Source organism: Streptomyces sp. NC-S4 (assembly GCF_054353315.1).
On sequence record NZ_CM135937.1, the window covers coordinates 7601550 to 7625986 of the forward strand.

At 69.4% G+C, this 24437-nt stretch carries 24 protein-coding genes; 8 read left to right on the plus strand and 16 right to left on the minus strand.

The features are described from left to right. Positions 1-49 precede the first annotated feature (49 nt). Together ACXNSR_RS34020 and ACXNSR_RS34025 are read right to left on the minus strand one after the other, a co-directional pair. The gene (locus ACXNSR_RS34020; protein ID WP_458639177.1) at positions 50-892 is read right to left on the minus strand and encodes a hypothetical protein; all 843 of its coding nucleotides are present in this window, start codon (positions 890-892) and stop codon (positions 50-52) included. A gap of 259 nt (positions 893-1151) precedes the next feature. After that, on the minus strand, positions 1152-1883 hold the full coding sequence (locus ACXNSR_RS34025; RefSeq protein ID WP_399804822.1) for a MerR family transcriptional regulator: 732 nt from the start codon (positions 1881-1883) through the stop codon (positions 1152-1154). A gap of 54 nt (positions 1884-1937) precedes the next feature. Here ACXNSR_RS34025 and ACXNSR_RS34030 point away from each other — a divergent pair, with 54 nt between their 5' ends. Next, positions 1938-2240: a hypothetical protein gene (locus tag ACXNSR_RS34030; protein WP_458639178.1), complete on the plus strand. Its 303-nt coding sequence runs from the start codon at positions 1938-1940 to the stop codon at positions 2238-2240. 33 nt (positions 2241-2273) lie between these two features. On the opposite strand, the gene ACXNSR_RS34035 is transcribed toward ACXNSR_RS34030, so the two are convergent. The 12 genes from ACXNSR_RS34035 to kdpF (ACXNSR_RS34090) all read right to left on the minus strand — a co-directional run bounded on the left by ACXNSR_RS34035 (position 2274) and on the right by kdpF (ACXNSR_RS34090) (position 13797). Beyond that, positions 2274-3050: a GNAT family N-acetyltransferase gene (locus ACXNSR_RS34035; protein WP_458639179.1), complete on the minus strand. Its 777-nt coding sequence runs from the start codon at positions 3048-3050 to the stop codon at positions 2274-2276. 70 nt (positions 3051-3120) lie between these two features. Further along, the gene (locus ACXNSR_RS34040; RefSeq protein ID WP_371681089.1) at positions 3121-3195 is read right to left on the minus strand and encodes a 50S ribosomal protein bL37; all 75 of its coding nucleotides are present in this window, start codon (positions 3193-3195) and stop codon (positions 3121-3123) included. A 14-nt stretch (positions 3196-3209) separates the two neighbouring features. Further along, positions 3210-4016: an SDR family NAD(P)-dependent oxidoreductase gene (locus tag ACXNSR_RS34045; RefSeq protein ID WP_384727558.1), complete on the minus strand. Its 807-nt coding sequence runs from the start codon at positions 4014-4016 to the stop codon at positions 3210-3212. A 716-nt stretch (positions 4017-4732) separates the two neighbouring features. After that, on the minus strand, positions 4733-7276 hold the full coding sequence (locus tag ACXNSR_RS34050; protein ID WP_458639180.1) for an ATP-binding protein: 2544 nt from the start codon (positions 7274-7276) through the stop codon (positions 4733-4735). Positions 7277-7323: 47 nt separating this feature from the next. Next, positions 7324-8013, minus strand: coding sequence for a response regulator (locus tag ACXNSR_RS34055; RefSeq protein ID WP_328775431.1), 690 nt, complete (start codon positions 8011-8013; stop codon positions 7324-7326). A 124-nt stretch (positions 8014-8137) separates the two neighbouring features. Next, complete coding sequence (locus ACXNSR_RS34060) at positions 8138-8815, minus strand: potassium-transporting ATPase subunit C (protein WP_458639181.1); 678 nt, start codon at positions 8813-8815, stop codon at positions 8138-8140. Positions 8816-8818: 3 nt separating this feature from the next. Then, positions 8819-10924 (minus strand): potassium-transporting ATPase subunit KdpB, encoded by a 2106-nt coding sequence (gene kdpB, locus ACXNSR_RS34065; protein ID WP_458639182.1) that lies wholly within the window; start codon positions 10922-10924, stop codon positions 8819-8821. Then, positions 10921-12585: a potassium-transporting ATPase subunit KdpA gene (gene kdpA / locus ACXNSR_RS34070; protein ID WP_458639183.1), complete on the minus strand. Its 1665-nt coding sequence runs from the start codon at positions 12583-12585 to the stop codon at positions 10921-10923. Before kdpA ends, kdpB (ACXNSR_RS34065) begins: the two co-directional genes overlap by 4 nt. A 6-nt stretch (positions 12586-12591) precedes the next feature. Further along, positions 12592-12681 (minus strand): K(+)-transporting ATPase subunit F, encoded by a 90-nt coding sequence (gene kdpF / locus ACXNSR_RS34075; protein ID WP_037789535.1) that lies wholly within the window; start codon positions 12679-12681, stop codon positions 12592-12594. Beyond that, entirely contained in the window at positions 12678-12833 is a 156-nt protein-coding gene (locus tag ACXNSR_RS34080; protein WP_008734570.1) for a hypothetical protein, read from the minus strand. The genes kdpF (ACXNSR_RS34075) and ACXNSR_RS34080 overlap by 4 nt, the downstream gene beginning before the upstream one ends. An 88-nt stretch (positions 12834-12921) precedes the next feature. After that, complete coding sequence (locus ACXNSR_RS34085; protein ID WP_328775427.1) at positions 12922-13671, minus strand: DUF4118 domain-containing protein; 750 nt, start codon at positions 13669-13671, stop codon at positions 12922-12924. A gap of 36 nt (positions 13672-13707) precedes the next feature. Then, the gene (gene kdpF, locus ACXNSR_RS34090; protein WP_037847856.1) at positions 13708-13797 is read right to left on the minus strand and encodes a K(+)-transporting ATPase subunit F; all 90 of its coding nucleotides are present in this window, start codon (positions 13795-13797) and stop codon (positions 13708-13710) included. Between the two features lie 244 nt (positions 13798-14041). Between kdpF (ACXNSR_RS34090) and ACXNSR_RS34095 the strand changes: the two genes are divergently transcribed. The 4 genes from ACXNSR_RS34095 (at position 14042) to ACXNSR_RS34110 (ending at position 20748) form a co-directional block, all read left to right on the plus strand. Continuing rightward, entirely contained in the window at positions 14042-15925 is a 1884-nt protein-coding gene (locus ACXNSR_RS34095; protein WP_458639184.1) for an APC family permease, read from the plus strand. 262 nt (positions 15926-16187) lie between these two features. Further along, positions 16188-18338 carry a potassium-transporting ATPase subunit KdpB gene (gene kdpB / locus ACXNSR_RS34100; RefSeq protein WP_458639185.1) on the plus strand — a complete coding sequence of 717 codons (2151 nt, stop codon included), beginning with the start codon at positions 16188-16190 and terminating at the stop codon, positions 18336-18338. A 224-nt stretch (positions 18339-18562) separates the two neighbouring features. Further along, positions 18563-20500, plus strand: coding sequence for an APC family permease (locus ACXNSR_RS34105; RefSeq protein ID WP_458639186.1), 1938 nt, complete (start codon positions 18563-18565; stop codon positions 20498-20500). Positions 20501-20574: 74 nt separating this feature from the next. Beyond that, positions 20575-20748, plus strand: coding sequence for a hypothetical protein (locus ACXNSR_RS34110; RefSeq protein WP_383394468.1), 174 nt, complete (start codon positions 20575-20577; stop codon positions 20746-20748). A 32-nt stretch (positions 20749-20780) separates the two neighbouring features. Here the strand turns inward: ACXNSR_RS34110 and lysA are convergent, their stop codons facing one another. Both lysA and ACXNSR_RS34120 read right to left on the minus strand, forming a co-directional pair. Further along, positions 20781-22130 carry a diaminopimelate decarboxylase gene (lysA, locus tag ACXNSR_RS34115; RefSeq protein WP_458639187.1) on the minus strand — a complete coding sequence of 450 codons (1350 nt, stop codon included), beginning with the start codon at positions 22128-22130 and terminating at the stop codon, positions 20781-20783. Then, entirely contained in the window at positions 22130-22483 is a 354-nt protein-coding gene (locus ACXNSR_RS34120; RefSeq protein ID WP_458639188.1) for an SAV_915 family protein, read from the minus strand. Before ACXNSR_RS34120 ends, lysA begins: the two co-directional genes overlap by 1 nt. 291 nt (positions 22484-22774) lie before the next feature. Between ACXNSR_RS34120 and ACXNSR_RS34125 the strand changes: the two genes are divergently transcribed. The 3 genes from ACXNSR_RS34125 (at position 22775) to ACXNSR_RS34135 (ending at position 24330) form a co-directional block, all read left to right on the plus strand. Continuing rightward, entirely contained in the window at positions 22775-23287 is a 513-nt protein-coding gene (locus ACXNSR_RS34125) for a universal stress protein (RefSeq protein ID WP_458639189.1), read from the plus strand. A 70-nt stretch (positions 23288-23357) separates the two neighbouring features. Further along, positions 23358-23909 (plus strand): flavoprotein, encoded by a 552-nt coding sequence (locus tag ACXNSR_RS34130; RefSeq protein WP_458639190.1) that lies wholly within the window; start codon positions 23358-23360, stop codon positions 23907-23909. Positions 23910-23952: 43 nt separating this feature from the next. Then, positions 23953-24330, plus strand: a complete 378-nt coding sequence (locus ACXNSR_RS34135; protein ID WP_458639191.1) for an NUDIX hydrolase — start codon at positions 23953-23955, stop codon at positions 24328-24330. The last annotated feature ends 107 nt before the right edge of the window (positions 24331-24437 follow it).

Consider the following 24437-nt stretch of genomic DNA (forward strand, 5'->3'; position numbering starts at 1 on the left):
CGAGGCCGACGGGGCTTCTGGACGGGGCCCAGGTGCAGGGGAGCCGGTGTCAGTATGCGCCGAAGGACCAGAAGACCCCGACCTCTTCGTCGGACACGGCGATGAGGCCCAGTTCTTCGAACAGGTCGAGGCCGTTGATGTACTCGCCCGTGATGAACCCGTGGACCCTCGTCCCTTCCAGGCCGGCCTGGACGAAGTCCCGGGCGGGGTCCGAGGCCGCGTCCCGGGCATTCGTCCAGAACCGGGCGTCCGGGCCGTAGCGGTCCAGCAGGAACCGTGCGTCGGCCAGCAGGGCATCGCGCTCCGGCCGGCTTCGGACGGGCCGGCCTTCGTTCCACTCCTCCGCCATGACGGCGAGCGCGGTGACGGCCCCCGCCGGCTCCAGCTCGTGCAGGCGGTCCCGGAACTCGGCGGCGGGCGGCGGCTCGAAGGGGTACGCCGGCACGGCGTAGCGGGCGTTGTTGGTGCGGTCACCGTCGATCCGCAGCCAGCCGCGCGGGTCCGGGACCTGGCGGTGCATCAGGGCGAGCACGTCCTCGGCCCAGTCCTCATGGCGGCGCGGACCGGTGGCGAGGAAGACGTACGGGTCATCCAGCAGGCGCAGGGCTGCCGCGTTCCAGGGGCTGCGGCGCCGCCGCAGCTCCATGAGGGTGCTGCCGACGCTGCGGGCGAACACGTCGGCCGGTGAGCGCGGAATGCCGGCCAGCTCTCCGTACCCCCACCGCAGGAGTTCCGCGGACGCACGGTCCGCAGCGGCTCCGGCCAGCTCGCGCGGTGCCTCGGGGACGACGGCCCGGTTTCCCCGCTGGAGTTCGATGGCTGCCCGCCACATGTCTTCGAGATGGGAGTCGAGGAGGTCGAGGGCGATGCGGTCGTCGTCTGCCGTGCTCATGGTCCAATCCTAGGCCCGGCTCCGGATCTTGCTCCTTGGCGATGGCTGGGGGAGACGCGGGGTCGACAGGCCGGATTCGAAAGAGACGGTCTGGCGGTCCGAGCGGGCCGCTGACCGCACAGGCCCCGATGGCCGGCGAGGCGCTGCTGCTCACTGCAGGGTTGACCGTGCTGGGGCTGCGGCGACGGCTGGCCGAGTCCGGTGAGGGGGCCCCGCCGACTGCGGGGCGCTGCCGTCCCCGGGCTGCCCGCACGTCGCGTCATACGCCCAGGTGTGCGCGAATGAGCGTGTCGAGTCGCTGCCATGCCGGAGACGAGGCGTTGACCGTGCCTTGGATGAGGGAGGGGATCTCCGAGCCCGTATCCAGCGCGGGAAGTACGTCGCGTCCGTAGCGTTCCCGCGTCGCATCGGCGATCCGGCGGGCCAGATCGTCGATGCGGGGGTCGTCGGGGCCGAGGTCGTACGCGTGGTCGTAGTCGAGGTAGAGCTGCCGCAGCGCCGGGTCGGCCGTGGTCTCGGCCTGGTCGTGGAAGAGGATGAACGCGCGGTCCGGGTGGGTGGCGAACACGAGGATCCACAGATCGCGCTGCAGGTCCACCCACCTAGGCGTGAATCCCCAGCGAGCCAGACGCTCGAGATGGGCTCCGACCTCGGCGGGCAGCGGTGTCAGCCGGCCGGCGGCCAGCTGACGCAGGCGCCCTTGCGTTGCCTGCAGACCACGGATGCGGGCGGTGAGCTCGTCGTCGATCTCGCCCAAGGCCTGCTGGAACTCCGTGTCGGTAGCCGATCTCAGGCCTCGGATACGGGCCAGTGGAACACCTGCTTCGGCGAGCGTCCGGATCTTGATCAGATCGATGGCGTCGTTCGCGCCGTACCTGCGGTAGCCGGACGCGTCGCGGTCCGGTTCGGGGAGCAGGCCCTTGTCGTGGTAGACGCGGATGGTCTTGGTCGACACTCCGATGTACTTGGCCAGCTGCCCGATGGTGATCACCCGGTCATCGTCCCACTTGACCTTTCCCCTGGGGCAGGGTTGCAGCATGGCGTCATGGCGAACATGAACATGAGCTTCGACCGGGAGACCCTGCGCGAGCTGGCCGATGAGGGCAACGAGACCGCTCTGGACCGGCTGGCCGATATGGCCGACGCGGCCGGCGACCTCGGGGAGCTCAGCGAGCTGTTGGATGAGGGATGCATGCATGCCGGGTTCCTGCTCACGCGACGTGCGGCCGCGGCCCGCGATCTGCGGGAGCTGCAACGGATCTCCGATGCCGGGTACGACGAGGCGGGGGACGAGATGGATCGGCTGCTGAAGGGGAATGGCGAAAGCGGATCCGACCGGCCGCTGTAGTCGGCTGTCCAGACTTCGGCCACCGATGTCGCTTCATCCCGCGGCCGCTCTTCCGGTCGCCGCGGGTGCGCCGACGGCGTAGTGGGCGTACTCCCGCTCCGGGCGGAAGCCGGCGGTCCAGGCGAGCAGGCGGCCAGGGCGGTTGCTCGTCGAGCAGGTCCAGCTGGGCGTGTGGCCGCGGGCCGCTATGTCCGAGCACAGGGCGTTGACGCAGTCGAGCGCCAGGTACTGCAGGCGAGGGTCGGGCACGGTGACGCAGGCGACGTCCTCGTAGCTGGTGCCGAGGAAGTAGGTACAGGCCACGGCCACGATGCGGTCGCCTTGGAATGCGGCCCAGGCGTGGCCGGAGCGGGCGAGGGCCTCGGGGCCGCCCCAGGTGCGGTGGATCCAGCTCATCGCCGGCGGAAGCGTGGTGAGCGCCCGGGCATCCCGCGCGTTGAGCCGGCGCACGGTGACACCCCTCGGCGGTCGGGCGGCCGGCACGGAAGACCGCTTGACGTACACCACGCGCTGCCATGGCACCACGCGCCGGAAGGCCGCACCGATCAGCGGAAGGAAGCGGCCCGGAGCCTCGACGTAGCGGTCCGCGAAGACCGCGAGATCGCTCGGCGTGAGGGCCCGCGGGTCACCGCGCAGGAGTACGTGGTCCCCGCACTCGGCGGCGAGCACGCGCGGCTGGATCACGCGGTCCACCCACCAGCGGCCGGCCTCGGTGGTCAGCACATGCTCGGTCAGGGCGGCCGAGCCAGGGGCACCCGTCGGGAACCAGCGGACGAGGGCCGGGAGTCGGTGGGGCGGCAGGTTGATCACGAGAATCCTTGCTGGGACATGGAAGTGGGGCGGACCTGTCGGAGGGCCGCCCCACGGGGTGGGCTGATGACTAGCAGTTGGGTTTGCTGCCGTGGTTGGAGCCCTTCTTGCGGCGGGCCCTCTTCTTGCGTGCGCGCTTGGACATGTCCGTGGATCCCTTCAGGCGGTGTGGCCGACGAGGAGGTCGGCGAGCTTGTTGAGGCGCTTGACGGTGCGGTCCTCGGTGGCGGCGGGGGCCGGGGCGACGCGCTCGGAACGGTCGTAGTAGGCGCCGTTGACGATCTCGGTGGCCGGGTCGCAGAGCCGTACGACGTGCTGCGCGCCCTCGGCGGCCGGCGCGCCTTCGTGCCCGTACAGCGGGAGGAGGCCGGTCTCGCACACGCCGGGGTTGACGGAGACGGCGGTGACGCGCGGGTCGGCGGCGAAGACGGTCAGCGCCAGCTGCGACTGGGCGTACGCGGCGAGGCGCGAGTAACGCCGCACGCGCTGTGGGTCGTTCCACTGGATGGCGCCCGTGCGGTGGAGTGCGGAGGAGACGTTGACGACGCGACCACCGGGGTCACTGGTGAGGGCCGGCTCCAGCATGGTGGTGAGGAGGTAGTGGGCCAGGAAGTTGACCTGGAAGGAGATCTCGTTGCCGTCGGCCGTGAGCGTGTGGCGCTCGGGTGCCGCGATGGCCGCGTTGTTGACGAGTACGTCCAGGCGCGGGTGCTCCCGTACGACGGCGTGGGCGAGGTTCTCGACCTCCTCCAGGCGCACGAAGTCGGCGGCGAGCGGCCGGAGACGGGCGCCGTCCACCCCGGCGGTGGCAACGAGCCGGTCGGCGGCGGCCTGGGCCTCCTCGGGCGTACGGCCGTGGAGGAGGACGGTGGCGCCGCGCTCGGCGAGCTGGCGGGCGGTCTCGTAGCCGATGCCGGAGGTGGCGCCGGTGACGAGGACGGTACGGCCGGACAGGGATGAAGACATGTGGGATTCCTGGAAGCAGGCATGGCCGAAGCGCCCGGCGCCCCAGCGCGAGGCTGGTGCGTGGGCTCGGTCCATGCGGTGAAGGTGAGGATGCGTACGCGGCCTCGGTCAGCGCCCTTCAGGGGGCTGACGGCAGGTACGGGGAGGACGCGCGGCCGACGTCAGAGGGCCGGGCGGACAGCGGGCGCCGTCGGCTGCACCGGATTCGGTGGCCGATCGTCATAGCGCGGACCGCTGTTCATGGCGCAATCCCAGCGCATCGGGGACCCGGAGGCAAGCGCTCGAAGACTTCTTGACGGCCTCCTGATGACCCTTCGTCAGAGCCGCATCAAAGATCGACTTCCGTGCGGAAGGAACCCGTCAAGGAGTACTGCCAGGGCCATCCGCCTGGAGCAGACTGGTGTTGCGACGGAGCCGGACGACGGACCGGCGGCACGCGGCCGACGGGCGGTGACCTGAACACCGCCCGAGGGCGCATGGTCCCACCGTGGGGGTACGGGCCGATGCGACCGCGTGTCGGTCACCCGTCGCACAACACATGAGCCGTCCGGCTCTCCGGTGTGGGGATACCGGGGCCGGACGGCTCGCGTGTTTCTGTCATCAGCCCATACGCGGGGCAATCGCGGGACTGCTGCGCTGACTGATACGGAGACGATCGCGGGCCATGAGGTGACCCGCGATCGTCGGCCTGAGTCGCCCTGCCGGTCGCCTCGTCGTCAGGTGACCGCAGACGTCGGGAGCTCCGGCGATACCGGAGGGACGTCCCCTGCTATGGGGAGGGTTATGACCATGGTGAGGCCGCCGCCCGGGGTGTCCTCTGCGGTGAGGGTGCCTCCGATGGCCTCGGTGAAGCCGCGGGCCACGGCCAGGCCGAGGCCGACGCCGGCGCCGCGCGGGGCGTCGCCGTGGCGCTGGAAGGGTTCGAAGATGCGGTTCTTGGCCTCGTCGGGGACGCCGGGCCCGCGGTCGACGACGCGCAGCTCGACGCGGCTGGCGAGCGCGCTGGCGGAGACGTGGACGGGTTGGCCGTCGGGGCTGTACTTGACGGCGTTCTCGACGATGTTGGCGACGGCCCGTTCCAGGAGGCCGCGGTCGACGGCGACCATCGGCAGGGTCTCGGGGATGTCGAGCGCGACGCTGTCCTCGGGCACGCCGCCCAGGGCCATGGGGACGACCTCGTCGAGATCCGTTTCCCGGATCAGTGGGACGACGGTGCCGGTGTTGAGGCGGGACATGTCGAGGAGGTTGCCGATGAGGGCTGCGAGGCGGTCGGCTCCGTCCTCGATGCCTTCGAGGAGTTCGGCCTTGTCGTCCTCGGACCATTCGACGTCGTCGGAGCGCAGGGAGGTGACGGAGGCCTTGATCCCGGCGAGCGGGGTGCGCAGGTCGTGGCTGACGGCGGCGAGGAGCGCGGTGCGGATGCGGTTGGCCTCGGCGAGTTCGCGGGACTTCTCGGCCTCGTCGACGAGGCGCTGGCGGTCGAGTACGACGGCGGCCTGGGCGGCGAAGGCGCCGAGCACGCGGCGGTCCTCGGCGGGCAGGACCCGGCCTGTGAGGGCGAGGGCCATGTTGTCCCCTATGGGGAGGTCGACATCCGCCTCCTCGGGCCGGCTGACGGGACTGGTGCCGACGGACGCCGCCGTCGTCCAGGGGTCCACCTCGCTGCTGCGCTCCAGGAGGACGACCGACTGCATGGCGAAGGTCTCGCGAAGCCGCTCGAGGAGCGCGTCGAGGGAGTTCTCACCGCGCAGGACGCTGCCGGCGAGGAAGGAGAGGATCTCGGATTCGGCGCGCAGCCGGGCGGCCTGGTGCGTACGCCGGGCGGCCAGGTCCACCACCGAGGCAACCGACACCGCGACACCGACGAAGATCGCGATGGCGACGATGTTCTTCGGGTCGGAGATCGTGAACTCGTGCAGCGGCGGCGTGAAGTAGTAGTTCAGCAGGAGGGACCCGAACGCCGCCGAGGCGAGCGCGGGGAGCAGGCCGCCGAGCAGGGCCGCCGCCACCGTGAACGTGAGGAAGAGCAGCATGTCGTTCGCGAGACCGAGCTCGGGGACGAGCTGGCTCAACAGCACGGTGAGCAGGGCGGGGCCGGCGATGCCGGTGAGCCAGCCCCAGATGATGCGGGAACGGCCGAGCCGTGCGCCGCGGGCTACGGGCAGACCGCGGCCCTTGGCGGCCTCGTCGTGGGTGACGATGTGGACGTCGAGGTCCGGGCCCGATTCGCGGGCGACGGTGGCGCTGACACCGGGGCGGAACACGGACTGCCAGGAGCGCCGACGGCTGACGCCCAGCACGATCTGGGTGGCGTTGACCCCGCGGGCGAACTCCAGGAGCGCGTCGGGGATGCTGTCGCCTATGACGTGGTGGAAGGTACCGCCGAGGTCCTCGACCAAGGTGCGCTGGACGGCCAGTTCCTTGGGGGAGGCGGAGGTGAGGCCGTCGCTCGCGGCGATGTAGACGGCCAGGACCTCGCCGCCCGCGCCCTTCTCGGCGAGCCGGGCGGCGCGCCGGATGAGCGTACGTCCCTCGGGGCCACCGGTCAGACCGACGACGATGCGCTCGCGGGCCTGCCAGGTGGAGCGGATGTTGTGCTCGCCCCGGTACTCCTGGAGGTACTCGTCGACGCGGTCGGCGACCCACAGCAGGGCCAGCTCGCGCAGGGCGGTGAGGTTGCCGGGCCGGAAGTAGTTCGAGAGGGCGGCGTCGACCTTGTCGGGCTTGTAGACGTTGCCGTGGGCCATGCGGCGGCGCAGAGCCTGCGGGGACATGTCGACGAGTTCGATCTGGTCGGCGCGGCGCGCGACCTCGTCCGGGACCGTCTCCCGCTGGCGGACGCCGGTGATCGTCTCGACCACGTCACCCAGTGATTCGAGATGCTGGATGTTGACGGTCGAGACGACGTCGATGCCGGCCTGGAGCAGCTCCTCCACGTCCTGCCAGCGCTTGGCGTTGCGCGAGCCCGGCACGTTCGTGTGCGCGAGCTCGTCCACGAGAGCCACGGCGGGGCGGCGGGCGAGGATGGCGTCGACGTCCATCTCGGTGAACGTGGAGCCGCGGTACTCGATCTCGCGCCGCTCGATGAGTTCGAGGCCGTGCAGCATGACCTCGGTCCGCGGGCGGCTGTGGTGCTCGACGAAGCCCACGACGCAGTCGGTGCCCCGCTCGACGCGGCGGTGTGCCTCGGAGAGCATCGCGTACGTCTTGCCGACGCCCGGTGCCGCGCCGAGGTAGATGCGGAGCTTGCCGCGTCCCATGTGCAGACTCTTCTTCTCTGGTGACGATCGGATGGGCGGGTGGGTGGTCAGGGTTCGAAGCGGTAGCCCATGCCCGGTTCCGTGATCAGGTACCGGGGGTGCGAGGGGTCCGCTTCCAGCTTGCGCCGGAGCTGGGCCATGTAGACGCGCAGGTAGTTGGTGTTCTCCCCATAGCTTGGGCCCCAGACTTCCAGCAGGAGCCTGCTCTGGGTGATCAGCCGGCCCGGGTGGGTGATGAGGATCTCCAGCAGGTGCCACTCGGTCGGGGTCAGTCGTACGGTGCGTTCGCCGCGGTGGACCTTCTTCGCGATCAGGTCGACGCTGAACTCGTCGGTCGTCACGACGGCGACCTTGTCGGCCTGGGAGGCGGCAGTCGGTTCCTGCCTGCGGGCGGCGGCCCGCAGGCGGGCCAAGAGCTCGTCCATGCTGAACGGTTTCGTCACGTAGTCGTCCGCGCCGGCATCCAGCGCCCGGATCTTGTCCTCCGAGGTGTGACGCGCGGAGAGGACCAAGATGGGGACCCGGCTCCAGCCGCGAACGCTCTTGATGACGTCGATGCCGTCCATGTCCGGGAGACCGAGGTCCAGCACTATGACGTCCGGCTTGCGGGCGGCCGCGAGCCGCAGGGCCGAGCCGCCGTCGGAGGCCTCTTCAACGTCGAACTTGCGCGCCTGGAGATTGATCTTCAGTGCGCGGACGAGCTGAGGGTCGTCCTCCACCACCAGCACCCGGGTCATCGGTGTGCAGCCTTTCCTTCGTTGCGGGCACGGTAAGGGGCCGGCGGGACGCTGGGGGCTCCTCCCAGCGTCAGCTGGGGGAGTTCCGCGTCCCGCCGGCCCCCGGTCCGTGCGATGTGGAACATCAGCTCTTGGTCAGTGCCTTGAGGGCGGTGTTCAGTTCGAGCACGTTGACGCGGGGCTCGCCCATGAAGCCGAGGGTTCGGCCGGTGGTGTGGTCGGCGACGAGCTTCTCGACCTGCTTGACGTCGAGCTTGTTCTGCTCGGCGACCCGGTGGATCTGCAGCTCGGCGTAGGCGGGGGAGATGTCGGGGTCGAGGCCGGAGCCGGAGGAGGTGACGGCGTCGGCCGGCACGTCCGAGGGCTTGACCTGGTACGTCGCCGTGGAGTTGTCCGCGATGACGGCTGCCTTGGCGTCCTCGACCAGCTTGACCAGGTCCGGGTTGTCGGCGGCCTTGTTGGTGGCACCGGAGAGGATCAGCGAGTACTGGGTGTTGACGCTGTTGGAGCCGAGTCCGTTGGAGGGGCGCGGCTGGAACCACTTCAGGTCCGGCTTCGCCGCCTCTTCCGGGTCGTCGGGGTTCTGCTTGGGCAGGTTGTACGTCTGGCCGATGAGGGAGGATCCGACGACCTGGCCGCTCTTGTCCTTGATCTCGGAACCATTGGCCTTGTCGCCGAAGGCGACCTGGGCGATGCCGGTGACGGCCAGCGGGTACAGGACGCCGCAGACGATCGTCAGGACCAGCAGCGCGCGCAGACCGGCCCACAGCAGACGAGCGGTGTTTCCTACGGAGTTGTTCATGGCTCAGCCGATTCCGGGGATGAGGGAGATGAGCATGTCGATGATCTTGATTCCGATGAACGGGGCGATCAGACCGCCCACGCCGTACAGACCCAGATTGCGGCGGAGCATCTTGTCGGCGCTGGTCGGCTTGTACTGCACGCCCTTGAGGGCGAGCGGGACCAGGGCGATGATGATCAGCGCGTTGAAGACGACTGCGGACAGGATGGCCGACTCGGGCGAGGACAGGCCCATGATGTTGAGCTTGTCGAGGCCGGGGTAGACCACGGCGAACATGGCCGGGATGATCGCGAAGTACTTGGCGACGTCGTTGGCGATGGAGAAGGTCGTCAGGGCACCGCGCGTGATCAGCAGCTGCTTGCCGATCTCCACGATCTCGATGAGCTTGGTGGGGTTGGAGTCCAGGTCCACCATGTTCCCGGCCTCCTTGGCGGCCGAGGTGCCCGTGTTCATCGCCACGCCGACGTCCGCCTGGGCGAGGGCGGGGGCGTCGTTCGTGCCGTCGCCCGTCATCGCGACGAGCTTGCCGCCGGCCTGCTCCCGCTTGATGAGGGCCATCTTGTCCTCGGGGGTGGCCTCGGCGAGGAAGTCGTCGACGCCGGCCTCCTCGGCGATCGCCTTGGCCGTCAGCGGGTTGTCACCCGTGATCATGACGGTCTTGATGCCCATGCGGCGCAGTTCGTCGAACCGCTCGCGCATGCCCTCCTTGACCACGTCCTTGAGGTGGATGACGCCCAGGACCCTGGCGCCCTTGTCGTCCCTGACGGCGACGAGCAGCGGCGTGCCGCCGGCCTCGGAGATCTTGTTGGCCAGGAGGTCGGCGTCGTCGGAGACCTGGCCGCCCTGCTCCTTGACCCAGGTGATGACCGAGCCGGCGGCGCCCTTGCGGGTCTGCTTGCCGTCCACGTCCACGCCCGACATGCGGGTCTGGGCGGTGAAGGCGATCCACTCGGCGTTCGACAGCTCGCCCTGGTGGCGTTCGCGCAGGCCGTACTTCTCCTTCGCGAGAACGACGATGGAGCGGCCCTCGGGGGTCTCGTCCGCGAGGGAGGACAGCTGGGCGGCGTCGGCGAGTTCGGCCTCCGTCGTCCCCTTGACCGGGACGAACTCCGAGGCCTGACGGTTACCGAGGGTGATCGTGCCCGTCTTGTCGAGCAGCAGCGTGGAGACGTCACCGGCGGCTTCCACCGCACGACCGCTCATCGCGAGGACGTTGCGCTGGACGAGCCGGTCCATGCCCGCGATGCCGATCGCGGACAGCAGGGCACCGATGGTGGTGGGGATCAGGCAGACCAGCAGCGCAGTGAGGACGATCATGGACTGCTCGGCGCCCGCGTAGATCGCGAACGGCTGCAGGGTCACCACGGCCAGCAGGAACACGATGGTGAGGGACGCCAGCAGGATGTTGAGGGCGATCTCGTTCGGCGTCTTCTGCCGGGCGGCACCTTCGACCAAGGCGATCATGCGGTCGATGAAGGTCTCGCCGGGCTTCGTCGTGATCTTGATGACGATCCGGTCGGAGAGCACCTTGGTGCCGCCGGTGACGGCCGAGCGGTCGCCGCCGGACTCGCGGATGACGGGTGCGGACTCGCCGGTGATGGCGGACTCGTCGACGGAGGCGACACCCTCGACGACGTCACCGTCGCCGGGGATGATGTCGCCCGCCTCGCAGACGACCAGGTCGCCGATGCGCAGGTCGGTGCCCGGTACCTGCTCCTCGCTCTTGCCGTCCTGGGTCAGGCGGCGGGCGACGGAGTCGGTCTTGGCCTTGCGCAGGGTGTCGGCCTGCGCCTTGCCGCGGCCCTCGGCGACGGCCTCGGCGAGGTTGGCGAAGATCGTGGTCAGCCACAGCCAGGCGGTGATCGCCCAGCCGAACCAGTCCGTCGGGTTCTTGACCGCCAGGACGGTGGTGACGACCGAGCCGATCAGGACCACGAACATGACCGGGGACTTGATCATGACGCGGGGGTCGAGCTTGCGGACGGCGTCCGGGAAGGACTTCAGCAGCTGCTTGGGATCGAACAGGCCGCCGCCGACGCGTCCGGCGCCAGGCTTGTGGCCGGTGGGCACGTCCTGGTGCGGAGCCCTGGTGGGAGTGGCGGTGCTCATGATGCGAGCCCTTCGGCGAGCGGACCCAGCGCCAGGGCCGGGAAGTAGGTCAGACCGGTGATGATGAGGATCGTGCCGACGAGCAGTCCGGTGTAGAGCGGCTTGTCAGTACGGAGGGTGCCCGCCGTCTCCGGAACGGGCTTCTGCTCGGCGAGCGAGCCGGCCAGCGCCAGGACGAACACCATGGGCAGGAAGCGGCCGAGCAGCATCGCGATGCCGATGGTGCTGTTGAACCACTGGGTGTCGGCGTTCAGGCCCGCGAACGCGGAGCCGTTGTTGTTGGCGCCCGAGGTGTAGGCGTAGAGGACCTCGGAGAAGCCGTGCGCGCCGGAGTTCAGCATGGAGTGGGGCGGGGTGGGCAGGGCCATGGCCGCGGCGGTGAAGCACAGCACGAGCGCCGGGGTGATGAGGATGTAGCAGGCCGCGAGCTTGATCTGGCGGGTGCCGATCTTCTTGCCCAGGTACTCGGGGGTGCGGCCGACCATCAGGCCGGCGATGAACACCGCGATGATCGCCATGATCAGCATGCCGTAGAGGCCGGAGCCGACGCCGCCGGGCGCGATCTCGCCGAGCTGCATGCCCAGGAGCTGGATGCCGCCGCCGAGGCCGGTGAAGGAGGAGTGGAAGGAGTTGACCGCACCGGTCGAGGTCAGCGTGGTGGCGACCGAGAAGATCGCGGAGGCGCCGATGCCGAAGCGGGTCTCCTTGCCCTCCATCGCGCCGCCGGCTACCTCGAAGGCCGGGCCGTGGTGGGCGAATTCGGTCCACATCATCAGCGCGGTGAAGGCGAGCCAGATCGTCGCCATCGTGGCGAGGATCGCGTAACCCTGGCGCAGGCTGCCGACCATGCGGCCGAAGGTGCGGGTCAGGGCGAACGGGATCACCAGGATGAGGAAGATCTCGAAGAGGTTCGAGAACGGGGTCGGGTTCTCGAAGGGGTGGGCCGAGTTGGCGTTGAAGTAGCCGCCGCCGTTCGTTCCCAGCTCCTTGATGACCTCCTGCGAGGCCACCGCCCCGCCGTTCCACTGCTGCGAGCCGCCCATGAACTGGCCGACCTCGTGGATCCCGGCGAAGTTCTGGATCGCACCGCACGCGACCAGGACCAGCGCGCCGATCACGGAGATCGGCAGCAGGATCCGTACGGTGCCGCGTACCAGGTCGGACCAGAAGTTGCCGAGCTCACCGGTGCGCGAGCGCGCGAAGCCCCGTACGAGGGCCACCGCGACGGCCATGCCGACTGCGGCCGAGACGAAGTTCTGTACGGCAAGGCCGCCGGTCTGCACGACGTGGCCCATGGCCTGCTCGCCGTAGTACGACTGCCAGTTGGTGTTCGCGACGAACGACGCGGCGGTGTTGAAGGCCTGGTCGGGATCGATCGCGGAGAAGCCCAGCGAGCCGGGCAGGACGCCCTGGGCGCGCTGCAGGGCGTAGAGGAAGAGGACGCTGACCGCGGAGAAGGCCAGGACGCCGCGCAGGTACGCGGGCCAGCGCATCTCGGCCGACGGGTTGGCGCCGATGATCTTGTAGATCCACTTCTCCGGCTTGTAGTGCTTCTCGGAGGAGTAGACCCGGGCCATGTAGTCGCCCAGCGGGCGGTAGGCCAGCGCGAGCGCGGCCATCAGTGCGAGGAGCTGGAGCACACCAGCGAAAACGGGACTCATCGGTGGCTAGAACCTCTCCGGGTACACAAGGGCGAGGACGAGGTATCCGAGCAGGGAGACGGCCACGACGAGGCCGACGATGTTTTCGGCGTTCACAGCTTGGTCACCCCCCGGGCGATGAGAGCCACCAGTGCGAAGACCGCGACCGTGGTGACGACGAAGGCCAGATCGGCCACCGTGAGCTCCTGGATGAAGAGGGAAGAAATGAATCGGCCAGATGGCCGATGACGAGATAACCGTGTCTTCATCCCGGCGTTAAGACACCTTGACGGGGTCCATACGGACGCACGGGAACTCTTAACGCCGCCCTTACGTGAAGCGCCGGAGAAAGCCTGGTCAGCCCTGGTGGGACAGGCCGGCCGTGTCCAGGGCGGAGCCGGCCTGGGCGGCCAGTGCGACGGCCACCAGGCGGTCCTGTTCCGGGGGGAGCGGGCCGGGGAGCGGATCCAACAGGAAGCGGCCGTAGTAGTGCCCACCGCCGACGACGCGCAGCTCGGTCTCGCCGTCCGGCCAGCCGGCGTACTCCGTCACCCGCCCCGGGCGGTGCAGCCACAGGCCGCCGTCGTGCTCGAGGCGCGGCAGGTTTCCCATGAGGGTGCCGTATTCGAAGCGGCAGCCGCGCAACCCCAGCAGGCCGACGAGTTCCCGGCGCACGTATTCGACCACGGCCTCCGGCGAGCGGCCCTCCTCGGTCAGGCGGGCGGTGCCCTGGAGGCTCGACAGATGGGCCGCGTCAGTGATCACGGTCCGCCGGAGCCGCCGTGCGCGTACCGCCAGCTGAGAGACGACCAGGCCGACGACGAGCAGCAGGACCGCCGTCTCGATGTCATCGCGGCCGGCGATCAAGAACCGTTGATAGGGCTCGGTCAGGAAGAAGTCGAACCAGGCGGCGGCCGACAGCGCGGCCGCCGCTCCGGCGGCGCGTGTGCCGACGGCGGCGACCGCGACCACCGCGACGACGAGGATCAGGGCCGCGTTCGTCGCCGAGATATCCGTGCGGAAGGGCACGAGCGCGAGCGCCACGAGGAAGGGGACCACGAGGGCCGCGAGCAGGGCGGCCGCGTCGTGAAGTCGATACCCGGACATGTGATGCCTCCTGTCCGGACACGAGGGGTTCGAATATCAGAACTTCTCGGGCCTGATCAGAGCGACCACGAGATAGCCGAGCAGAGCGAGGGCGATGACCAGTCCGACCACGTTCTCCGCATCCATCTGGACCTTCTCCCTTTCACGGAGGCAGGCGGGGAAGCCGCCTGTATGAACACTGCCCCTTGGCAGAGGGACGGTCACACACTGCGGCCAGGTCTTGACGCACCTCATACGGCTGCCCCGCCTCGGCATCAAAGGCGCGTGAATACTGGAGCAGCGGCCGTATGGATGACGCCAAGAGCACTGGTAATCAAGCCACGGCGTTCCGACGCTGTCCTCACTTTGTCCAACGGAGGAACAGCGAAAGATGTCCATAGACATGGGAAAGCCGAGCACGGCAGGACAGGCCCCGGGCACGGAGGAGCCTCCTGATACCGGCGTACGGGCGCCCGCGGCAGGCGACCGCCACCGGCTGACCGCCCTCCAGGGACTGGCCGCACTGTCGCTGGACGCGATGGCTTCCGTCGCGTACGGGCCGGAGTCGATCGTGCTCGTCCTGGCCGCGGCCGGTGCTTACGGCATGGGCTTCACCCTCCCCGTCACCCTGGCGATCGCCGCCCTGCTCGCGGTCCTGGTGGCCTCGTACCGGCAGGTCATCGCCGCGTTTCCGGACGGCGGCGGCTCGTACGCCGTGGCCAAGCGGCACCTCGGTCGACGTACGAGTCTGGTGGCCGCGGCCTCGCTGATCCTCGACTACGTGCTGAACGTCGCGGTGTCCGTCACGGCCGGCGTGGCTGCCCTGACCTCGGCGTTTCCCGAGTTCTACGGGGAGCGGGTGTGGATCTGCCTGGGTGTCCTGGTGCTGGTCACGGCGGTGAACCTGCGAGGGGTCGTGGAATCCGCCAAGGCGTTCCTCGTGCCCACCGCCGTCTTCGTCGGGTCGATCCTCGCGATGGTCGTCGTCGGCCTCTTCCGCGACGGTCCCGTCAGCACCGCCTCCGCTGCCGGGCACGCCTCCGCGCTCGGCGAGGGAGCCACCACCGTCGGTGCGCTCCTGCTGCTGAAGGCCTTCGCAGCGGGCTGTTCCGCCCTGACGGGCGTCGAGGCCGTCGCCAACGCCGTGCCTTCGTTCCGGGCGCCGGCCGCCCGCCGGGCCCAACGCACGGAGGTCGCCCTCGGCGCCCTGCTCGGTGTGATGCTGATCGGCCTGTCGATCCTCATCGGCCGCTTCCACCTCCAGCCGGTCGAGGGCGTGACCGTGCTCGCGCAGCTCGCGGACGCCTCCTTCGGGCACAACGCGGCTTTCTACGTGGTCCAGTTCGCCACGATGGTGCTCCTCGCGCTGGCGGCGAACACCTCCTTCGGTGGTCTGCCGGTCCTGATGAGCCTGCTGGCTCGGGACAACCACCTGCCGCACGTCTTCGCGCTCAAGGCCGACCGTCAGGTCCACCGGCACGGCGTGGTCTGGCTGGCCCTCGTCTCCGCCCTGCTGCTCGTCTTCTCCGGGGGTGACACCAACACCCTCGTCCCGCTCTTCGCGATCGGCGTCTTCATCGGCTTCACCATCTGCCAGATCGGCATGGTCCGGCACTGGTACGGGGAACGGCCGCGCGACTGGCAGGCGAAGGCGGCACTCAACGGCTTCGGTGCCCTGCTGACCGGTGTCTCGGCCGTCGTCGTCACCGCCACCAAGTTCGCCGAGGGTGCCTGGCTGATCGTCGTCGCGCTGCCGCTGCTCGTTCTCGGCTTCGAGAAGATCCACCGCGCATACACCGAGATCGGCGAACGTCTGGAGCTCGGCCGGATTCCCCAGGCCCCGCATCGCTCCCGCTCCTTGGTCGTGGTTCCCGTCTCCGGTCTGTCCCGCCTGACGAGCCAGGCTCTCAACGCTGCCAGCTCACTCGGCGACGACGTCCTCGCCGTGACCGTCACCCACCCGGCCCCCGAGGACCACCAGACCGCTGAAGCCCTCAGGCGGGACTGGGAGTTGTGGAAGCCCGGCGTCGAGCTGATCGAGCTCTCCTCGGAGACCCGCTCTCTCGGCCGTCCCCTGGCGGCATACGTGCGGAAGCTGGCCCAGTCCCACCCGGACGCCCAGGTGACCGTCCTGATCCCGGAGACCGAACCGGCCCACCTGTGGCAGCGGCTGCTCCAGAACCAGCGCGGCTCCGTCGTGGCCCACGCGATCCGCCGCGACACCGACGCCGTGATCTGCCGACTGCGCTTCCGCATCACGGCAGACGCACGCTGACGTGCGTTGACGCACCTCTGACGGCGGCTTGACACGTCTCGTGCGCCGCCGTCAAGAAGGTGCCAATTCCCGCGCCCACAAGCGTATTTCCAAGGGAACAGGCAGTAGTTTCCTGCCTGTTGCGCTGCCGGGGACCTCTAATACTCACATGACGGCCGAGGGGGTCCATGGGGGACGGTTCCCGGCGGCGACACCCTCTTCCGCGCCCTGGCCGCGAGCTGCCGGGGCTGCCACGCCTCGAACCCATCCAGAAGGTCGCTTCATGCCTCCCGCCACCGCGCAGCACGTTCCTCCGGGTCTCGGGACACCTCCGCGGACTCCGACCAACCGACCGTCGCGGAAACGCTCCGGCCAGGTGAACGTGGTGGACCCCGAGCTGCTCGCCGCCTCCGCACGGGAGGCCGTCGGCAAGCTCCATCCGCGCGAACTGGTCAAGAAACCCGTGCTGTTCGTTGTAGCCGTCGGATCCGTGCTGACCACGCTCTCGGCGCTCATCCACCCGTCCGTCTTCACCTGGGTGATCAGCGTCTGGCTCTGGCTGACAGTCCTGTTCGCCAACCTCGCCGAGGCCGTTGCCGAAGGCCGGGGCCGGGCTCAGGCGGAGTCGCTGCGCAAGGCGCGTACGGACACCGTCGCGGTACGGCTCAACCACTGGACGTACGGGGCGAACCTGAACCGGGCCGAGACCGAGGTCGTCACACCGGCCGAGCTCCAGCCCTTCGACTTCGTCCTCGTCGAGGCCGGCGAGCTGATCCCGGCCGACGGCGACGTGGTCGACGGGGCCGCGATGGTGGACGAGTCCGCCGTCACCGGCGAATCGGCCCCCGTCTTAAGGGAATCGGGCGGCGACCGGTCCGGGGTCACCGGTGGCACGACCGTGCTGTCCGACTCGATCGTCGTACGGGTCACCTCGCGCCCCGGAAACAGCTTCATCGACCGGATGATCGCCCTGGTCGAGGGCGCCACCCGGCAGAAGACGCCGAACGAGATCGCGCTGAACATCCTGCTGGCCGCACTCACCGTCATCTTCATCCTGGTGGTCGTCGCCATCCAGCCGATGGCGGCCTACGCTCACGCCGCACAGTCCACGACCGTCCTGGTCGCCCTCCTCGTCACCCTCATCCCCACCACGATCGGCGCCCTCCTTTCGGCGATCGGCATCGCGGGCATGGACCGGCTCGTCCAGCGCAACGTCATCGCGATGAGCGGACGCGCCGTCGAGGCGGCCGGAGACGTGAACACCCTGCTCCTGGACAAGACCGGCACCATCACCCTCGGCAACCGCGAGGCCGCGGCCTTCATCCCCCTGCCCGGCGTGGATCACATCAAGCTGGCGGACGCCGCCCAGCTGTCCTCGCTCGCCGACGAGACGCCCGAGGGCCGCTCCGTCGTCGCCCTCGCGCAGCAGTACGGACTCCAGCCGGCCGCCGCGGAGGACCTCAGCAATCCCCGCTTCACCGAGTTCAGCGCCCGGACCCGGATGAGCGGCATCAACCTGAGCTGGGACAACGGCGCCGGCTGCGCCATCCGCAAGGGCGCGGTGACGCAGGTCTGCGACTGGGTGGTGGCGCGCGGCGGGACCGTACCGCCGCAAGCAGCAGCCTGGTCGGCCACCGTGTCCGAGTCCGGGGGTACGCCCCTGCTGGTGGCCGTCCACGACTGGGACGGCCCGAGGGTGCTGGGGATCATCCACCTCAAGGACGTGGTCAAGGAGGGGATCCGGGAGCGGTTCGCGGAGCTGCGCAGCATGGGGATCCGTACGGTCATGGTGACCGGCGACAACGAGCTGACGGCCCGCGCCATCGCGCAGGAGGCCGGCGTCGACGAATACCTCGCCGAGGCCACCCCCGAGGACAAGCTCGCCCTCATCAAGCGGGAACAGGCCGGCGGCAAGCTCGTCGCGATGACCGGCGATGGTACGAACGACGCCCCCGCCCTCGCCCAGGCCGACGTCGGCGTGGCGATGAACACCGGTACCTCGGCCGCCAAGGAGGCCGGGAACATGGTGGACCTGGACTCCAACCCGACCAAGCTGATCGACATCGTCGAGATCGGCAAGCAGCTGCTGATCACGCGCGGCGCCCTGACCACCTTCTCCATCACCAATGACGTGGCGAAGTACTTCGCGATCATCCCCGCCATGTTCACCGCGGCCTACCCGGGACTCGAAGCCCTCAACATCATGGGCCTGAGCAGCCCGACCTCCGCCATCACCTCGGCGATCATCTTCAACGCCCTGATCATCGTCGCCCTCATCCCGCTCGCCCTGCGCGGCGTCCGCTACAAGCCTGCCTCCGCACACGACCTGCTCCGCCGCAACCTGGGCGTCTACGGGCTCGGCGGCCTGATCCTGCCGTTCGTCGGCATCAAGCTCATCGACCTGCTGGTGTCCACCATCCCCGGCCTCGGCTGAACTGCGCCGGGTCCTCTGCGGGGGCGGTTCCCGTCCGGGCCGTCCCCGCTCCGGCAATCTCCGTCCTGAGCGTGAGTGCCTCCACTACGCCACAGGTGGCACTGTTTGCGTTAAGGACGCGTCAGGGTTTGTCCGCTCGCGTGCATGACTGATCAGCCTGCGTACGCTGGCTCAGCCGTCGATGTCGACGGCTGATTCTTTGCGTACGACAGGAGCACCCCACGATGGCCACCCCTGCCCGCTCCTCGCGCCTGCGCGCGTGGATGCTGGAAGGCTTGACCGCCCAGACGAGTTCGCCCGCCGCCAAGGAGGCGGCGGCCCAGCCCCACGGCCGGCCGTGGTGGCGCGTCATGTGCCTGACCGGTCTCGACTACTTCTCCACCCTCGGCTACCAGCCCGGCATCGCGTTCCTCGCGGCCGGACTGCTGTCGCCACTCGCGACCATCGTGCTCGTGCTGCTGACACTGTTCGGCGCGCTCCCGGTCTACCGGCGGGTGGCGGAGGAGAGCCCGCATGGCGAGGGCTCCATCGCCATGCTGGAGAAGCTGCTGTCGTTCTGGAAGGGCAAGCTGTTCGTCCTGACCCTGCTCGGGTTCGCGGCGACCGACTTCCTCATCACCATCACCCTCTCCGCCGCCGACGCGACCGCCCACATGGTGGAGAACCCGCACCTCACCAGCACCCTGCACGGCCACGAGGTACTGATCACCCTGATCCTGATCGCGCTCCTGGGCGGGGTGTTCCTGAAGGGGTTCAGCGAGGCCATCGGCGTCGCCGTGGTCCTGGTGGTCACCTATCTCAGCCTGAACGTCGTGGTCGTGGCCGTCGGGCTGTGGAACGTGTTCAGCGAACCCCAGGTCATCACCGACTGGACGACAGCCCTGACCACCGAGCACGGCAACGTCTTCATGATGATCGCCATCGCCCTCGTCGTCTTCCCCAAGCTGGCACTGGGCCTGTCCGGGTTCGAGACGGGTGTGGCGGTCATGCCACACGTCCAGGGCGAGCCCGACGACACCGAAGCCAAGCCTGCCGGCCGGATCCGTGGTGCGAAGAAGCTGCTGACCACGGCCGCCGTGATCATGAGCATCTTCCTGATCTGCTCCAGCCTCATCACGACCCTGCTGATCCCGGCCGACCAATTCGAGCCGGGCGGCGAGGCCAACGGCCGCGCCCTCGCCTACCTGGCGCATGAGTACCTGGGCTCCGCCTTCGGCACGGTCTACGACATCTCCACGATCCTGATCCTCTGGTTCGCCGGCGCGTCCGCGATGGCCGGTCTGCTGAACCTGATGCCGCGCTACCTGCCCCGGTACGGAATGGCCCCGCACTGGGCGAGGGCCCTGCGGCCGATGGTCATCGTGTTCACCCTGGTCGCGTTCCTCGTGACGTGGATCTTCAATGCGGACGTGGACGCGCAGGGTGGTGCGTACGCCACCGGTGTCCTCGTCCTGATCACTTCGGCCGCGGTCGCCGTAACCATCGCGGCGCGCCGGGCGGGGGAGCGCGGCTGGACGATCGGCTTCGGCGTCATCTCGGCCGTCTTCATCTACACGACGGCCATCAACGTCGTGGAGCGACCGGACGGCGTGAAGATCGGTGCCTGCTTCATCGGCGGCATCATGGCCCTCTCCCTCCTCTCCCGCCTCGCCCGGGTCTTCGAGCTGCGCGTCACGCACATCGAGTTCGACGACATGGCCCAGCGGTTCATCCGCGACACCGCCAACCGCACCATCCGGTTCATCGCGAACGAGCCCGACAACCGGGACCTCGAGGAGTACCGGCAGAAGAAGGCGCAGATCCGCGCGGACAACGACATCCCGGCCGAGGACGACGTGATGTTCGTTGAGGTCACCGTCCTGGACGCGTCCGAGTTCGAATCAGGCATGCGGGTGCGCGGTGAAGTCCTGCACGACCGCTACCGCGTCCTGACCCTGGAGAGCTCCAGCATCCCCAACGCGCTGGCCGCCCTCCTCCTTCACGTCCGGGACGAGACCGGCCAGCGGCCCCACATCTACTTCGAGTGGACCGAGGGCAACCCGATGGCCAACTTCTTCCGGTTCTTCCTGTTCGGCCAGGGCGAGGTCGCCCCCGTCACCCGCGAGGTCATCCGGGAGGCCGAGCCCGACCGCGCCCGCCGCCCCCACGTGCACGCCGGCTGACGCGGCGTAAGGAGCCCGACAGGAATCCCGCTGGACCCTCGCCACGGCGAAGGTCCAGCGGGATTCTCATTACTGTGAACACTCGCTCGCGCCCAGACCACCAGATCCGCCAGACCGTACTGGTCCTCGGAGCGGCCGGACTGACCGTCATCGCCACCGGCGCCGCACTGGACGCCCTGTGGCTGCTCGGGATCGGGGTCTGGGGCGTCATAGCAGCGATGGTGATCGAACTCGTCTACCAACCGTAGACGGGCATGCCGCAGGATCCGTTGCATCGGCCCTAACCGCCGATGTCGCGGTTGCGGAAGTCCTCCAGCGTCTCGCGCCGGACCAGCATCCGGGCCGAGCCCTCATGGACCGCGATGACCGCGGGCCGGCCCACGAGGTTGTAGCCGGAGGCCATGGACAGCTGGTACGCCCCCGCCACCGGTGTGGCGAGCAGGTCGCCGGGGTGGATGTCGCCGGGCAGCTCCACGTCGGCCGCGAGGATGTCGCCGGCCTCGCAGTGCCGGCCGACGACCGTGGCCGTACGGCGTCCGGCTGTCGAGGCGCGGCCGATCAGACGGGGCGCGTAGCGCACTCCGTACAGGGCGGGTCGAGGGTTGTCGCTCATGCCGCCGTCGACGGCGACGAACACCTTCTCCCCGGTGTGCTTGACGGCGAGGACCCGGTACAGGGCGACTCCGGCCGGCCCCACGACGGCCCGCCCGGGCTCGACGACGAGCCGGGGTACGGTCAGTCCGGCGGCCGCGCAGCCTTCGATGAGCTCGGCGCGCATCCTGCGCGCGAGCGTCGTGAGGTCGAGGGCGGGCTCGCCGGGCTGGTACGCGATGCCATGGCCACCACCCATGTCCAGCTCGGCCAGGACGACCCCGTGAGCGTCACGGACACGGGCCATCAGTCCGACCATGCGACGCAGCGCCACCAGATAGGGCTTCACGTCCGAGATCTGGGAGCCGATGTGGCAGTGCAGTCCGGTGAGTTCGAGCTGCGACTGACCGAGTACCCGGGTGATCGCGTGCTGTGCGCCCCCGTCGGTGAGGGAGAGGCCGAACTTCTGGTCGTCGGTACCGGTACGGATCTTGTCGTGCCCGCCGGCCGCGACGCCGGGCACCACCCGCACCATGACCTTCTGGCGCCCGCCGGGCCCGACGGCGGCCGCGATTCTCGCGATCTCGGACGGGCTGTCGATGACGATCCGCCCCACGCCGAGGCGCAGCGCCGCCTCCAAGTCGCGAGGCGACTTGGCATTGCCGTGCAGCACGATGCGGTCGGGCGGAAAGCCGGCCGTGACGGCGAGCTCCAACTCGCCCGCCGAGCACACATCGAGCCCCAGGCCCTCCTCGTCGACCCAGCGCACCATGGCACGGGAGAGGAACGCCTTGGCAGCGTAAAGGACATCGGCATCGGGGAACGCATCCCGATAGGTTCGGCACCGCTCGCGGACCTCGCCCTCGTCCAGGACGTAGGCCGGAGTGTCGAACCGCTCGGCGATCTCCGCCAGTGATACTCCGCCGACGGCCAGGCCACCAGGCGTCACCTGAGTCGTGGAGGCAGGCCAGATCGACAGGTCATCCGCACCGGCCTTGTGCTCGGACAGAACGGCTGTGGTCACCGTGTGATCCCCCATCAGGCGATCCGGGCCGCGACCGGGGAGGCCTGGGGCAGTGGAGCCGTGACCGGAGGCCCCGCGGTGACCGCCGGAGCGGTGAACGTCGGGTCGACGGTCAGCAGGGATACGCCGAGAGGCTCGGCCATCGCGCGGAGCGCGGTCTCGGAGAGCCGGATCCACGGCTGCTGGACGCCCAGTGTCGCGGCAAGACGGTCCGGGTCGGTGAAGCCGACGATGGTGCGAGCTCCCAGCGGGGTGCGGAACAGGCGCACCACCACCTCCGCTCCTCCCGGCCGGACCGGCACGTACAAGGTTCCGGCCGGGTCCTGTTCTTCAGGTTCGGGATCGTCGTCGTACTGGAACAAACACATGGGGCCCTCCCTGAGGAACCATGAGCGGTAGGTGACGCCCCGGGTGCGGGGAGGCAGTCCGGGGCGCGGGTCCGAAGCTATCTCCGCCTCCCCGCACCCGGGGCCACCCCGTAACGAGACCCATACGGGGGCGGGCCAAGTCCTGACGGATCACTGACATCGGAGGGTTGGGGCATCAGAAACCCGTCATGGTCAGGGATCTCCGCGCTAGAAGCCCATCAGCAACCGCACCTCATCGTCCGATGAGGCCCTTTCATGGGGACCGTCGGACGAGACGAGAGGGAAGACGCCATGCGGAGAGTCGTGGCCGGTGTGACCGGAACGGTGGGCAATCTGGCCGCGTTGCACCGGGCGGCCGCGGAAGCGCGCGTACGTGGTGCGGACCTGTGGGCCGTCCTGGCCTGGCAGCCACCGGGCGGCGGACTCGGAAGCCGCAACGGCCTCGGGCCCCATGCCCTCGCCCAGTGCCGTGCCGCGGCCGCCGAAAGACTCCGCGAGGTCCTCGATACGGCGTTCGGCGCCGTGAAGCCCGGTGTCACCCTTGAGGGCATCACCGTACGGGGGACCCCGGGGGCGGCCCTCGTCGACGTCGCCCGCGATCCGGAAGACCTCCTCGTGGTGGGCACGGGATCCCGCGCCGCGCTGCGCCGCCTCGTCCGCCCCTCGGTGGCCCGCCACTGCCTCGCGCACGCCGCCTGCCCCGTGTTGGTGGTTCCCCCGTCCCCGCTTCAGGCCGAACTCGACGCGGCACACCGACGCAACTTCTGGAGAATGCCGCTGGACCCGCGGGAGCTCGCGCAGTGAGTCGCACGCATCGGTGACGTCGTACGCTGCCGGAGCTCCACCACGTCAGCCGCCGACCGGGAGAATCCGCGTGACCGAGCCGCAGCCGTCCAAGCCCGTTCTGTACGTCGTCGTTTGCGCTGCCGGGATCGCCGGCGACGTGCGGAAGCTGATCACTGCCGCTCAGGAACAGGGCTGGGAAGTGGGTGTGGTGGCCACCCCGCAGGGTCTGCTGTTCCTCGACACCCATGCGATCGAGGCACAGACCGGAATCCCGATTCGCTCGGCGTGGCGCTCGCCGAGCGAATCACGGTCTTTCCCGCCTGCAGACGCCATCGCCGTGGCGCCGGCGACGTTCAACACGGTCAACAAGTGGGCAGCCGGCTTCGCTGACAACCTGGCCCTGAGCATCCTCTGTGAGGCCCCGGGCATGGGCATCCCCATCGCTGTCCTTCCATACGTGAATACGGCTCTTGCCGCCCATCCCGCCTACCGGCGCAGCCTCGCCGAACTCCGCGAGATGGGAGTCCTGCTCGGCAGCTACGAGCCTCACCGTCCCAAGGGGGGCGGAGGCGCCGACCGCTTTCACTGGGACGAAGCGGTCCAGCTGCTGGCTCCGTCCATGCGGAACCAGCGTGCCTGACGGCCGTCCTCCGGGGAGCGGGGCTGGTGGTGCTCGGCTGCGGGTGGCCGCCGCCGTCGTGGTGCACGAGGACCGGGTCTTGTTGGTGCGGCGTCGAGTGGCGGAGGGGAACCTCTCGTGGCAGTTTCCGGCGGGCAAAGTCGAACCCGGGGAAGCCTGGCAGGCCGCGGCTGTACGGGAGACGAAGGAGGAGACCGGCCTGGACGTATCGGTGGTCGGGGTACTGGGCGAGCGGGTCCACCCGTCCACCGGACGCCTGATGTCGTACGCCGCATGCGATGTCGTGGCTGGTTCCGCCCGCGCCGCCGCCCCGACTGAGATAGCCGAAGTCGCGTGGGTAACCCTCGCAGAGCTCCCGCGGTACATCCCGGACGGGATCCACGAGCCGGTACAGCGGTACTTGGACACCGCACTCACGTGACTCGTTCTGCGACGGACCCCTGTATCGCTCTCCGCCCGCACACGGATCGAGCCGGTCACGACGAGGCACGCTCTGAAGCCGGCCCGGGCTTGACCTTCGAGTCGGGT

Excerpts from the sequence above, each read along its gene's own strand:
- ACXNSR_RS34020 (WP_458639177.1), bottom strand. The coding sequence starts at position 892 with ATGAGCACGGCAGACGACGACCGCATCGCCCTCGACCTCCTCGACTCC.
- ACXNSR_RS34030 (WP_458639178.1), top strand. The coding sequence starts at position 1,938 with ATGGCGAACATGAACATGAGCTTCGACCGGGAGACCCTGCGCGAGCTG.
- ACXNSR_RS34045 (WP_384727558.1), bottom strand. The coding sequence starts at position 4,016 with ATGTCTTCATCCCTGTCCGGCCGTACCGTCCTCGTCACCGGCGCCACC.
- ACXNSR_RS34050 (WP_458639180.1), bottom strand. The coding sequence starts at position 7,276 with ATGGGACGCGGCAAGCTCCGCATCTACCTCGGCGCGGCACCGGGCGTC.
- ACXNSR_RS34055 (WP_328775431.1), bottom strand. The coding sequence starts at position 8,013 with ATGACCCGGGTGCTGGTGGTGGAGGACGACCCTCAGCTCGTCCGCGCA.
- ACXNSR_RS34060 (WP_458639181.1), bottom strand. The coding sequence starts at position 8,815 with ATGAACAACTCCGTAGGAAACACCGCTCGTCTGCTGTGGGCCGGTCTG.
- kdpB (WP_458639182.1), bottom strand. The coding sequence starts at position 10,924 with ATGAGCACCGCCACTCCCACCAGGGCTCCGCACCAGGACGTGCCCACC.
- kdpA (WP_458639183.1), bottom strand. The coding sequence starts at position 12,585 with ATGAGTCCCGTTTTCGCTGGTGTGCTCCAGCTCCTCGCACTGATGGCC.
- ACXNSR_RS34080 (WP_008734570.1), bottom strand. The coding sequence starts at position 12,833 with ATGAAGACACGGTTATCTCGTCATCGGCCATCTGGCCGATTCATTTCT.
- ACXNSR_RS34085 (WP_328775427.1), bottom strand. The coding sequence starts at position 13,671 with ATGTCCGGGTATCGACTTCACGACGCGGCCGCCCTGCTCGCGGCCCTC.
- kdpF (WP_037847856.1), bottom strand. The coding sequence starts at position 13,797 with ATGGATGCGGAGAACGTGGTCGGACTGGTCATCGCCCTCGCTCTGCTC.
- ACXNSR_RS34095 (WP_458639184.1), top strand. The coding sequence starts at position 14,042 with ATGTCCATAGACATGGGAAAGCCGAGCACGGCAGGACAGGCCCCGGGC.
- kdpB (WP_458639185.1), top strand. The coding sequence starts at position 16,188 with ATGCCTCCCGCCACCGCGCAGCACGTTCCTCCGGGTCTCGGGACACCT.
- ACXNSR_RS34105 (WP_458639186.1), top strand. The coding sequence starts at position 18,563 with ATGGCCACCCCTGCCCGCTCCTCGCGCCTGCGCGCGTGGATGCTGGAA.
- lysA (WP_458639187.1), bottom strand. The coding sequence starts at position 22,130 with ATGGGGGATCACACGGTGACCACAGCCGTTCTGTCCGAGCACAAGGCC.
- ACXNSR_RS34120 (WP_458639188.1), bottom strand. The coding sequence starts at position 22,483 with ATGTGTTTGTTCCAGTACGACGACGATCCCGAACCTGAAGAACAGGAC.
- ACXNSR_RS34125 (WP_458639189.1), top strand. The coding sequence starts at position 22,775 with ATGCGGAGAGTCGTGGCCGGTGTGACCGGAACGGTGGGCAATCTGGCC.